The 12,399-nt window shown below is 57.4% G+C and carries 12 protein-coding genes; 3 read left to right on the forward strand and 9 right to left on the reverse strand.

Annotation, left to right across the window (positions count from 1 at the left end; genetic code table 11):
• The 7 genes from AC2FLJ_RS13935 to ccoN all read right to left on the reverse strand — a co-directional run bounded on the left by AC2FLJ_RS13935 (position 1) and on the right by ccoN (position 6,730).
• A complete protein-coding gene (locus AC2FLJ_RS13935; RefSeq protein WP_109310753.1) occupies positions 1–459 on the reverse strand; it encodes a FixH family protein in 459 nt (152 codons plus the stop codon).
• Position 460: 1 nt separating this feature from the next.
• Positions 461–1,888 carry a cytochrome c oxidase accessory protein CcoG gene (gene ccoG, locus AC2FLJ_RS13940; protein ID WP_282120257.1) on the reverse strand — a complete coding sequence of 476 codons (1,428 nt, stop codon included), beginning with the start codon at positions 1,886–1,888 and terminating at the stop codon, positions 461–463.
• A 100-nt stretch (positions 1,889–1,988) separates the two neighbouring features.
• Entirely contained in the window at positions 1,989–2,864 is an 876-nt protein-coding gene (locus AC2FLJ_RS13945; RefSeq protein WP_496706345.1) for a LysR family transcriptional regulator, read from the reverse strand.
• Positions 2,865–3,272: 408 nt separating this feature from the next.
• Entirely contained in the window at positions 3,273–4,136 is an 864-nt protein-coding gene (gene ccoP, locus AC2FLJ_RS13950; RefSeq protein WP_282120259.1) for a cytochrome-c oxidase, cbb3-type subunit III, read from the reverse strand.
• Positions 4,133–4,369 (reverse strand): cbb3-type cytochrome oxidase subunit 3, encoded by a 237-nt coding sequence (locus AC2FLJ_RS13955; protein WP_282120260.1) that lies wholly within the window; start codon positions 4,367–4,369, stop codon positions 4,133–4,135. The genes ccoP and AC2FLJ_RS13955 overlap by 4 nt, the downstream gene beginning before the upstream one ends.
• 11 nt (positions 4,370–4,380) lie before the next feature.
• Positions 4,381–5,109: a cytochrome-c oxidase, cbb3-type subunit II gene (gene ccoO, locus AC2FLJ_RS13960; RefSeq protein WP_058272496.1), complete on the reverse strand. Its 729-nt coding sequence runs from the start codon at positions 5,107–5,109 to the stop codon at positions 4,381–4,383.
• 13 nt (positions 5,110–5,122) lie between these two features.
• Positions 5,123–6,730, reverse strand: a complete 1,608-nt coding sequence (ccoN, locus tag AC2FLJ_RS13965; protein WP_113791859.1) for a cytochrome-c oxidase, cbb3-type subunit I — start codon at positions 6,728–6,730, stop codon at positions 5,123–5,125.
• A 195-nt stretch (positions 6,731–6,925) separates the two neighbouring features.
• Here ccoN and AC2FLJ_RS13970 point away from each other — a divergent pair, with 195 nt between their 5' ends.
• Positions 6,926–7,765, forward strand: a complete 840-nt coding sequence (locus AC2FLJ_RS13970; RefSeq protein ID WP_496706348.1) for a universal stress protein — start codon at positions 6,926–6,928, stop codon at positions 7,763–7,765.
• Positions 7,766–7,809: 44 nt separating this feature from the next.
• Here AC2FLJ_RS13970 and AC2FLJ_RS13975 read toward each other — a convergent pair whose 3' ends face one another.
• Together AC2FLJ_RS13975 and fnrL are read right to left on the reverse strand one after the other, a co-directional pair.
• Entirely contained in the window at positions 7,810–8,064 is a 255-nt protein-coding gene (locus AC2FLJ_RS13975; RefSeq protein WP_170417060.1) for a GlsB/YeaQ/YmgE family stress response membrane protein, read from the reverse strand.
• Between the two features lie 64 nt (positions 8,065–8,128).
• A complete protein-coding gene (gene fnrL / locus AC2FLJ_RS13980) occupies positions 8,129–8,869 on the reverse strand; it encodes a transcriptional regulator FnrL (protein ID WP_282120264.1) in 741 nt (246 codons plus the stop codon).
• A gap of 64 nt (positions 8,870–8,933) precedes the next feature.
• Between fnrL and hemN the strand changes: the two genes are divergently transcribed.
• Both hemN and AC2FLJ_RS13990 read left to right on the forward strand, forming a co-directional pair.
• A complete protein-coding gene (gene hemN / locus AC2FLJ_RS13985; RefSeq protein ID WP_282170447.1) occupies positions 8,934–10,289 on the forward strand; it encodes an oxygen-independent coproporphyrinogen III oxidase in 1,356 nt (451 codons plus the stop codon).
• 177 nt (positions 10,290–10,466) lie between these two features.
• Positions 10,467–12,395 (forward strand): elongation factor G, encoded by a 1,929-nt coding sequence (locus AC2FLJ_RS13990; protein ID WP_496699308.1) that lies wholly within the window; start codon positions 10,467–10,469, stop codon positions 12,393–12,395.
• Positions 12,396–12,399: the final 4 nt, after the last annotated feature.

Raw genomic sequence — 12,399 nt, forward strand, 5'->3', positions numbered from 1 at the left:
CTACCCTTTCACATACAACGGAACCCGCTGCGCAAATTCGGCACCGCTGTTGTCTTTGGCCACCAGACGGATGTTCCAGTTTCCCTTGCCCAGCGCTGCGGGCGTGGAATAGGCGGTCCCGTCAAAAGTGAAATCCGGGGTGAAATCCTCTTTCACATGTGTCGCCCGGCCAACAACTGCCTGCAACTCGGCCACCTGGACCGGCGCGCCGGTTTGGTCGGTGATGTGCAGGATCAAAAGACCGCCATTGGTCTCAGCCCGGATTTCCCAACCCAAGGCCTGTTGCACCTTCAGGCGCTCGTTGAACTCCTGACTGGCGACGTAAGAGTTTTTGACCTCGAGCCCGGGAAAGGTTTTGACAGCTTTGTAGGCCAGCACGAGATTCACGGAAATGATCACCCCGAAAGCAGCGACAAAGATCGCTAGAAAGTGCTTTCCGGTAAATTGACGCTCGGCCATCTCAATTTCCTCGTCCATTGAACGTCGTGTCCTTGTAGGCGCGCTCACCGCTTTCAATATCCTCGATCCAGATCCGAACCGGTGTCGCGTCCGCCGCTGCCGGATCCGTGTCTTTGGAGGCGATAATATAGACCCGCTGCAATTGCGCAGTATCCGCCGTGACATTCACTGTATCAAGTGGCGTGCCTTCAATCACGATCCGCATCGCCGGATCACCGGACAGAGACAGCTTGAACAGCCGTTCTTCGCCATGTTTGTTCCGCACGCGCACGTCATAGGTATTGCGGATCGTGCCGTCCGACAGGGTGACAAAGGTCGGGTTGCGAACCGGGGCCACGGTAACTTCGATGTCGGACCGGATGAACAGGGCAAACAGCAGACCCAAGCCGACAAGTGACCAAAGGGCCGTGTACAGGATGGTCCGGGGCCGCAGGATATGTTTCCAGACATTCTTTGGCGGCTTACCTGCCCGCTCGTTGGCTTCGTCGCTCAGAGCCATATAGTCGATCAGACCACGCGGTTTGCCGATCTTGGCCATCATGTCGTCACAGGCGTCGATACACAGCGCACAGGTGATGCACTCCAATTGCTGTCCGTCGCGAATGTCGATCCCAACCGGGCAGACATTGACGCAGGCCATACAGTCGATGCAGTCCCCCAGTTCGGAATCCGCAGTTCGTTTGCCCTTGCCGCGCGGCTCACCACGCCATTCGCGGTACCCGACGACGAGCGTATCCTCGTCCATCATCGCCGCCTGGATCCGCGGCCATGGGCAGGCATAGATGCAAATCTGTTCGCGCGCGAAGCCACCGAACAGGAATGTCGTGCCCGTCAAAATCAGTATTGTCGTATAGGCAACCGGATGGGCGTTCCCGGTCACAAGGTCCCGCAGAAGTGTCGGCGCATCGGCGAAATAGAACACCCAGGCACCACCGGTCGCCAGACCGATCAAAAGCCAGGCACCCCATTTCGTCAGCCGCAACCGCGCTTTGCGAAAGTCTAGCTTTTCCTGCCGATGCAGACGCAACCGCGCGTTCCGATCCCCTTCAATCCAGCGTTCGACAAGGATGAACAAGTCAGTCCAAACCGTCTGCGGGCAGGCATATCCGCACCACACGCGCCCCAGCGCCGAGGTGAAAAGGAACAACCCCAACCCGGCCATGATCAACAGACCGGCAACAAAGTAGAATTCATGCGGCCAGATCTCGATCCAGAAGAAATAGAACCTGCGGTTGGCCAAATCCAGCAACACCGCCTGATCCGGTAGGCTGGGCCCCCGGTCCCATCTGATCCACGGGGTGATGTAATAGATCCCCAATGTGACCGCGAGAATGATCCACTTCAGATTGCGAAACGGCCCGGACACGCGACGCGGAAATATGGGTTCTCGTGCGGCGTATAGGCTGGGTGCGGGGTCGGAATCGCTCACGGGCTGGCTCCAGATGTGGCTATATCACGGTGTCTTGTTCCAGAACACAAAGGTAGCCACTTTGACATGGGTCAAAAGCGCATCGTGCAGACACCTTTTGTCACATCTTACCAGCTTGCCGCCTGAGCCATGCAATAAAAGTTTTTGCAGCCGGACGCAGAGGGAAATCGCCAGTAACAAGGTGATATCCGCTGTTTTCGGGCTCGCGAAACAGTTCGATGATTTGGCCCGACGTGATTTCTGCTTCGACAAAATGCCGCGCCGAAACGGTTACGCCCTGCCCCGCGCGCAACCCTTCCAAAAGCAGATTTCCGGGCAATGAGATTCGCCCTGCATTTGGCCCGTGCCCGACACCACGTCGGGCCAGCCAGTTGGTTGCCTCGGTGGTGCCAAACTCTTCAAGCCAGGGCAGTTCGCTGAGCTCGTCTGGCGTCCACGACGTTTTTTCCCCCACCAGATTGCGGGCCGCGACGATCACCATAGGGCTTTGCAGCAACATTTCCGTACGGACACCAGGCCATGTGCCCGCACCATAGCGGATGGCCACATCGACACCGCCGGGATCCAGGCTGACCAGTACAGGCGACGGATCAAGCGCCAATTGGATATCCGGGTGTTCGGCCTGAAATGCAGGCAGGCGGGGCATCAGCCATGACGCCGCAAAGGACGATGTCAATGATACGTGAACCGGACGATCCTGTTTGGATTGGGTCAGTTCGACCAAGGCATCGCCAATCGCACCGAACCCAAGATGCAGTGCGCGCGCCAACCTTTCACCTTCTGGCGTCAAGGTCATGGATTTGCCGATGCGGTCCAACAGCGCAATTTCGAGGTGCTTCTCAAGCGCGCGCAATTGCTGGCTGATGGCAGCGTGGCTGACATTCAGTGAGTTGCCCGCTTCCACCACATTCCGTGTCGCCGCAAAAGCGGAAAAAGCTCTGAGCGATGCGAGCGGCGGCATTTCCATCCAGTTCATATGTAAGCCCTGATTACATATAGAAATGCTAATTGAGTCGCATTTGCCGGCCTGGAAATCAATCCTGATGACAGAAGAAACAAAACTCAGGAGATGTCAGATGCTCTCAATTCTTGCAAAGTCATTCATGATCGCCACCCAGACACATGAGTTGGATGAACCAAAATCATCGGATCGATCTGACAGACAAAAGCAACGCTGGTTGCCGGAAAGTCATTGGTGGAGGCAGCACAAACGCGCCAGTTTTTCGCAATGCGACTAGCAAACCGAAGCCCGCGTCTGGACCGCCTCGCTGGTGATTTGTAAGGTAGAGAGGCAGCACCGGCTGTTCAGGAAACGCGCGAACAGATGGAACAGCCGGTGCCTAAACCTTCGGACGGCGAACCGTCCGAAGGTATTCTTTTGCGGTTACTGACCGCCACCCAACTGGTGAACATAGGCGGTGACAGCGCGGATTTGCGCTTCGGTCAGGCGGTTTTCCCACGGGGGCATCACACCAAAGCGGCTATACTGTACCGTTTCGGTCAAAGCCTCTTCGCTGCCACCATAAAGCCAGATCGCATCCGTAAGGTTCGGTGCACCTTGAGTGACGTCACCCTTGCCGTCTTCGCCATGGCAAACCGAGCAGTTGTCCTCAAAAACAACTTTGCCCGCCTGCGCGGCCGCATCATCGCTTTGCGCATTGGTCAGAGACATGACGTATTGCACGACTTGAGTGACTTCTTCTTTTTCGAGGATTTCACCAAAGGCTGGCATCTCGGAATAGCGCGCGTCGTCGCTTTCTTCATTCCGAATACCATAGGCAATGGTGGTCTCGATATCTTCCAGCGAACCACCCCAGAGCCATGCGTCATCCAGCAGGTTTGGGAAACCCGGAGCACCCTGCGCGCCCGAACCGTGGCACTGTGCGCACCATGTCCGGAATACCGCGCCGCCCGCGTTGACCGCATATTGCTGCAGCTCGGGATCTTTCGAGACATCCTCAAGCGAGGTTTCAACCAGTTTGGCGTTCCACGGCGCGTTGGCTTCTTCGAAAGAAACGATCTCTTCCTGCACCAATTCTCGCGATGACCAGCCAAGAACACCGGCGGTTGCGGACTGAACCAGCGGCCAGGCAGGATACATGATCGTATAGATCACGCCCCAGATAATGGTGACGTAAAAGGTCCACAGCCACCAGCGCGGCATCGGGTTGTCGAACTCTTCGATGCCATCCCAGGAGTGTCCGGTTGTGTTTGGATCGCCCGGCTGTTTTTCAGGTGTCTTGCTCATTGCCGCGCCTCCTTGGATGTGGCGGGTTTGTCGCCCCCATGGGGCGCAGCTGTTTCGTCACCCTTGAGGGGCGCAGGGGCATCTTCGTGCCGGAACGGGATGTTGGCGGTGTCCTTGTATTCTTTGCTGGCTCCGGGACGGAAAACCCAGATCACGATGCCAACAAAGAAGACAAACAGTACCAGCAGCATCCAGCTATCCGCGAATTGCCTCAGGATTGTGTATTCTTCCATCACACCCTCCTTCAGCGGCTCGGGTCTGGGGTGAAGGTCGAGAAATCGACCAGTGTTCCCAGCATCTGCAGATAAGCAACCAACGCATCGGCTTCGGTCAGTTCCGGCTGACCGTCGAAGTTTCGAATGCTGACCTTGTCGCCGTACCGTTCCAGAAGACCATCATAGTCGCTGTCCGGGTCGGCCTGCGCACGGAAGTCCGCCTGCGCGTTTGCCAGCATCTCTTCGGTATAGGGCGTGCCCACAACAGCATTCGCCGCCATGACGTCACCGATATACTTGCCGTCGATCTTGCGATGCTCGAGGAAGCCATATTTTGGCATCACCGATTCCGGCACCACAGACTGCGGATCACGCAAGTGATCCACGTGCCACTGGTCAGAATAGCGGCCACCAACGCGGGCCAGATCAGGTCCAGTACGCTTGGACCCCCATTGGAACGGGTGGTCGTACATCGACTCGGCCGCCAGCGAGTAGTGGCCATAGCGTTCGACCTCGTCCCGCATCGGGCGGATCATCTGGCTGTGGCAGGTATAGCAGCCTTCGCGGATGTAGATGTCACGCCCCGCCATTTCGAGAGGGGTGTAAGGGCGCATGCCCTCCACCTTCTCGATGGTGTTCTCAAGATAGAACAGCGGGGTGATCTGCACGATGCCACCGATGGTCACGACCAAAAAGCTGAAGATCAGCAGGAGGGTCGCGTTGGTCTCGAGGATCTTATGTTTGTCGAGAATTGCCATTGCTCCGGCCCTCCTATTCAGCCGGGACCGCGACGGTCAGGCTGGCCTCTTTGGCCGGCGCTTTCCGCACAGTCATCCACAGGTTGTAGCACATGATCACTGCACCGGCGACGAACATCACGCCACCCAGAGCACGCACCACATACATCGGGAACTTGGCAGCCACGGTGTCGGCAAACGAATTCACCAGGAACCCATTGGCATCCACTTCACGCCACATCAGGCCTTCCATGATACCGGTCACCCACATCGACGCGGCGTAAAGCACGATGCCGATAGTGGCGAGCCAGAAGTGCCAACTGACCATCTGCAGCGAATACAGACGCTCGCGCTTCCACAGGACCGGCACCAGGAAGTACAGCGCACCAAAGGTGATCATGCCGTTCCACCCCAGCGCGCCCGAGTGCACGTGACCAATGGTCCAGTCGGTATAGTGCGACAGCGAGTTCACGGCACGGATCGACATCATCGGCCCTTCGAACGTGGACATGCCGTAGAAGCCGACCGAGATCACCATCATGCGGATCACCGGGTCGGTACGCAGCTTGTCCCATGCGCCCGACAGGGTCATCAGGCCGTTGATCATGCCACCCCAGGACGGCATCCACAGGATGATCGAGAACACCATGCCCAGCGTCGACGCCCAATCCGGCAGCGCGGTATAATGCAGGTGGTGCGGACCGGCCCAAATATACAGGAAGATCAGAGCCCAGAAGTGGATGATCGACAGCTTGTATGAGAATACCGGACGCTCGGCCTGTTTTGGGATGAAGTAATACATCATGCCCAGGAAACCAGCGGTCAGGAAGAAGCCCACTGCGTTGTGGCCATACCACCACTGGATCATGGCGTCCTGTACGCCCGACCAGACGATGACCGATTTAGAACCCCAGATACTGACGGGGACGGTCATGTTATTTACCAGGTGCAGCATGGCGACTGTGACGATGAAAGCCAGATAGAACCAGTTTGCCACGTAGATGTGAGGTTCTTTCCGTTTGACGATCGTCCCCAGATAGACGGCCAGATAGGCCACCCAGACGATAGTCAGCCACAGGTCGACGTACCATTCGGGTTCAGCGTATTCCTTAGATTGGGTCCCACCCAGCACATAGCCGGTGGCGGCGAGCACGATGAACAGCTGATAGCCCCAAAATACAAACCATGCCAGATTTCCGCCCCATAGGCGCGCGGCGCTTGTGCGCTGTACGACATAAAACGATGTCGCGATTAGCGCGTTGCCGCCAAAGGCAAAAATCACCGCCGAGGTGTGCAGCGGGCGCAAACGGCCAAAGTTCAAATAACCTTGCGCCCACTCGAAGTTCAGCACCGGAAAGGCGAGCTGAAAGGCGATAAAGGTCCCCGCAAGGAACCCGACCACCCCCCAGAAGGCAGTTGCGATCACGCCATAGCGGATCACGTCATCCATGTACTCGGCCGAACGGTCGACGAGGATATCTGGCTCATCCGTATTTCTCAGCGTCCAGATGAACAAACCACCGGCGATCAGCATCACCAGAATTGCATGCACCTGATACGCCAAATCGCGTGCGTAATTGGTTCCGATCGCCGCGAATATCGCGATCAGACCAAGCACGATCAGCTTGATGTAATTTGACATATTGCGTCCCTTTGCCATGCTCCGCGCGATTCTTATTTGTCGCGGAACCCTTTTGACTGGCCGTTGTTTTGTCGGACAGCGGCCAATCTCGCTTTGATCTGTATCAAGACAATAGCCCGAAATCTGTGACAATCCTAAGCCTTAGACTGAGTTGCATGGCCGCATGCCACTTAGCCCTGAAGACAAGAGGTCAAAATGGCGTACAAATCTCTTCTCACAGTCGTAACGGACTCGGGACAATCACAATCAGCCTTGGCGCAAATGGTTGCACTGGCAAATGCACAGGATGCGCATGCTGAAGCGCTATGCCTTGGCGTCGATCGCAGCCAAGCGGGCTATTATTACGCAGGTGCAAATGCTCTGGTCCTGCAAGAAACGCTGAGCCGGGCCAACGCAGACGCCGACGAACTGCTGACGCAAACTCAGGATTACATGGGTAAATCCGGTATTCGCTGGTCTGCTGAAAGCGGGGTCGCTCAGATCGCTGATATTGGTCGCCACGTGGCGCATCGTGCCCGGTTCTCGGATCTGGTTGTCCTGTCTAAACCTTATGGCAAAGACCGCAGCGCCGAAGCCGAACCAATTGTCGAAGCCGCCATGTTCGAGGGTCACGCGCCAATTCTGGTCACACCCGACAATGCAGCGCCCTTTGAGCGCCCCGGTACTGTGCTGATCGGGTGGAATGAAAGTGTCGAAGCCATGCGCGCCATCCGATGCGCCCTGCCTTTCCTGACGCAAGCCGATCTGGTTCGGATTGTCGTCATCGACCCGCCGCGCCACGGCCCCGACCGTTCTGACCCCGGTGGACTGCTGTCTCAGATGCTGGCCCGTCACGGGGTCAAATGTGAGATTGATGTACTCAGCAAAACCATGACCCGTGTGTCAGACATCCTGAACAGGCACGCCGAAGATAGTGAGGCGGACATGATCGTTATGGGTGCATATGGCCATTCAAGGTTCCGCGAAGCCATTCTGGGTGGTGCAACCCGCAACATGCTGGAACAAGCCTCGGTCCCAGTGTTTCTGGCACACTGATCGGGCGTTTTTCCTATTCAAGGCCTTCCGTTCGAACGGATGGCCTAAACGCGTTTTATGAGACCAATCACAAACAACAGTATGACCGCGCCGATGGTTGCGAAGAGTATTGACGAAAACACGCCGCCGCCAACCGAAAAGCCCAGCGCCGGGAAAATCAGACCTGCAAGAAAGGCGCCCACGATCCCTACTATTATGTTTCCGATCAGGCCGAACCCGCGGCCTTCCATAATTTTTCCCGAAAGCCAACCGGCGATCGCACCGATGACCAGCATTGCCAAAATGCTACTGAATTCCATGCCTTACTCCTGCGCGGTTCATTCACGTATTCAGTAAATCACGGCTGCAGGCAGCAGGATAGGCTTAAACCAGAAAACCGCCATCGGAGTCGTCGCCGGCCTCATCCATCAGGCGCCGCATGTCGGGGATTGTCACGTGGCGTTTGCCTTCCAACTCGATAACCCCTTCTTTCTTCAGGGCCGAAATCTGGCGACTTACGGTTTCAAGGGTTAATCCCAGATAATCTGCCATAGCCTCACGCGTCAGCGGCAGGTCAAAGACAATCGGGCCAGGTTTTTGCTTGGGCGCAATTGAAGCATCCCGCCGGGCAATGATTGACAGCAGGCTTGCAATCTTCTCGCGCGCGGTTTTGCGCCCGAGAACCAACATCCATTCACGCGCCGCGTCCAGCTCATCCAGCGTCATCTGCAGCAGTCGATGGGCGATGTGCGGCGTGCTGCCCATCAGGGTTTCGAACGGTTTCTTGCGAAAACAGCACATGACCAAATCGGTTGTGGCCAACACGTCGTAGGGCGCTGTTTCCCGACCGGGTCGTCCAACAAAATCGCTGGGCAATAGCAGGCCGACCATTTGCGTCCGACCATCTTCCATCGTCTGGGTCAACGAGGCGATGCCCGACACGACAGAGCCCACAAAATTCATCTGATCTCCCGACCAGATAACCGTTTGGCCCGCCTCAAAGGTCCGGTAATATTTGATGCCTTCAAGCTCTTCCAATTCATCGACATCACAATGTGCACAGACGGCTCGGTGCCGAATGGGGCAGTCGGAACAGTTGGTATGGTCAAATTGCGCTTTTAACATCGTTCGCGGTTCCACTTGATCTCAGTCAAGGTTTCATAGACGGCCGTGGCTTAACGGTATCGGTATGATAGTGAAACCGCAATTGGCACAGCTTGGACTATTTGACGCGAAAGTCCCGCGTTACACAAGCTATCCCACCGCCCCACATTTCAGCAACGATGTCGGGCCAAGTCTTTTTGGCGACTGGATTTCCGGGATTAAGCCCGGCAGTTCCGTGTCACTGTACGTCCACGTCCCGTTCTGCCGCAGGCTGTGTTGGTTCTGCGCTTGCCGGACGCAAGGCACCCAGACCGACAACCCGGTGATCGCCTATGTGGATGTCCTCAAGGCCGAGCTGGACCTACTGGCCGCCCACCTTCCTGCGGGGGTAACCCTTTCGCGCCTGCATTGGGGCGGTGGTACACCCACCCTGCTGAACCCCGATCTGATGCGCGATCTGGCCGCCCGGATTCTTGAGATTGTTCCGTTGGGGCCGGATGCAGAGTTCTCGGTCGAAATCGACCCGAACGAGATTGACGAGGGTCGGCTCGATGCATTGGCCGAGGCTGGCATGAACCGTGCGTCTATCGGCGTGCAGGATTTCGACGACGAAATCCAGAAAACCATCGGACGCATCCAAAGTTACGACACCACCCGCAAGGCCATAGAAATGATCCGCGCGCGCGGCATCGCCAGCCTGAATGCCGATATTCTGTATGGTCTGCCGCACCAGACCAAGGCGCGGATGACTGAAAGCGTGCAGAAATTGCTGTCGCTCAGCCCGGACCGGGTGGCGTTGTACGGGTATGCGCATGTGCCGTGGATGGCCAAGCGGCAACAGCTGATCCCAACGGATGCCCTGCCAACGCCCGAAGACCGCCTGGATCTGTTCGATACGGCCCGGCGCCTGTTCCTGTGGGACAAGTATGCCGAAATCGGCATCGACCACTTTGCCACGCAGGATGACGGGCTGACGCACGCACTGAACACGGGAAGGCTAAAGCGCAACTTTCAGGGCTACACCGACGATCAGTCCGACGTTTTGATCGGGATTGGTGCGAGCTCGATCTCACGATTCCCGCAAGGATACGCCCAGAACGCACCCGCGACGTCGGCGCATACCAAAGCGATCCGCGAGGGCGGGTTCTCAATATCCCGTGGGCACTTGTTCAAAGGCCAAGACATCTTGCGCGCCCGATTGATTGAAGCGTTGATGTGCGATTTCCGGATAGATACCGCCGAGATTCTGCGCGACCACAACATCACCGCCGCGGAATTGCAGGAGATGTATCAGACTGCAAACGCAACCTTCGACGGGTTGCTAAGCGTTTCAGAAGACGGCCTGTTCATCCCGCCCGAGGCGCGCGCGCTGACCCGAATGGTCGCCCGCACCTTTGATGCCTATGATCTGAGCAAGGCGGGACACAGCTCGGCGATCTGATACCAACGCAGGACAGGACTTGACGCGGAGGGTGGGTTTTCCCCACACTTGTAGGGCGGGTGGAAATCCGCCCCGTGCCTGAGGCAGGCAGAGTACCAGACAGTATGTGCCGACGCGTTCGCGCTCGACCGCCTTTTTCGTGCAGCCGTTCTGCAACTTGAAAGAGGGACTGCATTCATGCGCGTTTTTTCTGTCCTCGGCCCCAGCCACTCGGGCAAAACAACACTGGTCGAGGCCATCAGCCGCCTTGATGGCCGGCCAACCACATTCGACGTTTCCGGAACCGTGCATTTGCACGGTTTTTCTTACTTGGACGAACCCTGGTGTGCCATCGACGTGAATGGTGGCAGCGACACCATGGCTTATGTAGGCCCTGCCATGGCGATCTCGGATGCTGCTGTCGTTGTCGTACCGCCCGACCCGGACGCCGCCGTGCTTTGCGCCCCTTATCTGCGGCTGGTCGAAGAGGCGGGTATTCCCTGCTTTCTGTTCATCAATCGCATGGACACCCCAAACGGACGTATCCGCGATATCATCGCCGCTCTGCAAACCTATTGCACACACCACATCGCATTGCGGCAGGTTCCAATCCGCGATGGCGAGGCGATCATCGGCGCGGTCGACCTGATCTCGGAACGGGCATGGAAGTATCAGGAAGGGCAACCCTCGGCCCTGATCGAACTTCCGCAGTCCGTTGAAGACCGGGAACAGGAAGCCCGAACCGAATTGTTGGAGACGCTTTCAGATTTCGATGATCATCTGCTGGAACAACTGATCGAGGACAAACAGCCGCCCAGCGCAGAAATCTATGATCTGGCCGCGCAGGTTCTGCAAAGCCATCAGTTGATCCCGGCCTGCCTGGGGTCTGCCAGCCACGGCAACGGGCTGACCCGTTTGATGAAAGCGCTGCGTCACGAAGCTCCAGAATTCAATATCGCCGCCGGGCGGGACGAAGCTGCCGAGGACGCGCGCGCAATTGCCGGGTTCGCGGATGTCAAAAAGCACATCGGAAAAATCATCGTGCTGCGCGGTCTGGGCAAGGGCGTCAAAGCGCATGAAGCCCTAGGCGGGGAAACGGTTGGCAACCTGACGACACTGGATGCCAAAACCCAAATTTCGGAATTGGAAGCTGGTCAGATCGGGCTGGCCGTGAAATCCGACCACCTCAACCCCGGCAACCTGTACGACAACACCGGAACTACACCGTTACCGGAATGGGCCGAGGCCCATCCGGCCGCCCACCGGCAAATTGTGTCGCCTGCACATGAGCGCGACGATGTACGCCTGTCAAACGCGTTATCCCGACTGGTCGAGATCGACCCCGGACTGCACCTGCAACACGATGAACTGAGCGGTCATGCGGTTCTGGGATCGCAGGGGCCTCAGCATATGCGCCGGGTCAGCGCCAAACTGGCCGAAGACTTCGGTATCGAGATTGAGACCCAGACGGTTGAGACGGCCTATCGCGAGACCATCCGCGCACCGATCGAACATCGTCATCGCCACCGCAAACAATCCGGCGGCGCAGGGCAATTTGCCGATGTGGTGATCTCGATCGCACCGACCCCACGTGGGGCCGGGTTCGAATTCGAAGAGATCGTCAAAGGGGGCGCTGTGCCCAGAAACTATATCCCATCGGTCGAACACGGGGCCAAGGATGCGCTGGTTCAAGGGCCTGAAGGGTTCCCGGTTGTGGATGTCAAAGTCACGCTCAGCGACGGCAAGCATCACAACGTCGACAGTTCTGACTATGCGTTCCGCACTGCGGGCAAGAACGCGGTGCGAGAGGCTTTGCCGCAGGCGAAACCGGTGGTCCTGCAACCCATCCTGAACGCCGAAATCCACTTGCCCTCGAATTTCGTGGGCGACCTGGTGCCTACGATCAGTTCGCTGCAGGGTCAGGTTCTGGGCTTTGAAGGCAATCCCAACGCGTCTGGATGGGAGATTTTCAATGCCCAACTGCCTGCTGTGGCCGAGGACGAGCTGCATCGAACCCTCGCCAGCGCGACACGCGGCACCGGGTGGGTAAAACTGCAATTCGATCATTACGAAGAGCTTCGCGGCCCGGTTCCAAAATCCGCGGCGCGCGAAACAGCGAATGCCTGAAAGC

The organism is Ruegeria sp. CDSA034 (assembly GCF_059612275.1).

Bases quoted from the DNA above. Each gene is read 5' to 3' on its own strand.
- AC2FLJ_RS13955 (WP_282120260.1), bottom strand. From the start codon at position 4,369: ATGGAAGAATACACAATCCTGAGGCAATTCGCGGATAGCTGGATGCTG.
- hemN (WP_282170447.1), top strand. From the start codon at position 8,934: ATGATAGTGAAACCGCAATTGGCACAGCTTGGACTATTTGACGCGAAA.
- AC2FLJ_RS13975 (WP_170417060.1), bottom strand. From the start codon at position 8,064: ATGGAATTCAGTAGCATTTTGGCAATGCTGGTCATCGGTGCGATCGCC.
- fnrL (WP_282120264.1), bottom strand. From the start codon at position 8,869: ATGTTAAAAGCGCAATTTGACCATACCAACTGTTCCGACTGCCCCATT.
- ccoO (WP_058272496.1), bottom strand. From the start codon at position 5,109: ATGGCAATTCTCGACAAACATAAGATCCTCGAGACCAACGCGACCCTC.
- ccoN (WP_113791859.1), bottom strand. From the start codon at position 6,730: ATGTCAAATTACATCAAGCTGATCGTGCTTGGTCTGATCGCGATATTC.
- AC2FLJ_RS13945 (WP_496706345.1), bottom strand. From the start codon at position 2,864: ATGAACTGGATGGAAATGCCGCCGCTCGCATCGCTCAGAGCTTTTTCC.
- AC2FLJ_RS13935 (WP_109310753.1), bottom strand. From the start codon at position 459: ATGGCCGAGCGTCAATTTACCGGAAAGCACTTTCTAGCGATCTTTGTC.
- AC2FLJ_RS13970 (WP_496706348.1), top strand. From the start codon at position 6,926: ATGGCGTACAAATCTCTTCTCACAGTCGTAACGGACTCGGGACAATCA.
- ccoP (WP_282120259.1), bottom strand. From the start codon at position 4,136: ATGAGCAAGACACCTGAAAAACAGCCGGGCGATCCAAACACAACCGGA.
- AC2FLJ_RS13990 (WP_496699308.1), top strand. From the start codon at position 10,467: ATGCGCGTTTTTTCTGTCCTCGGCCCCAGCCACTCGGGCAAAACAACA.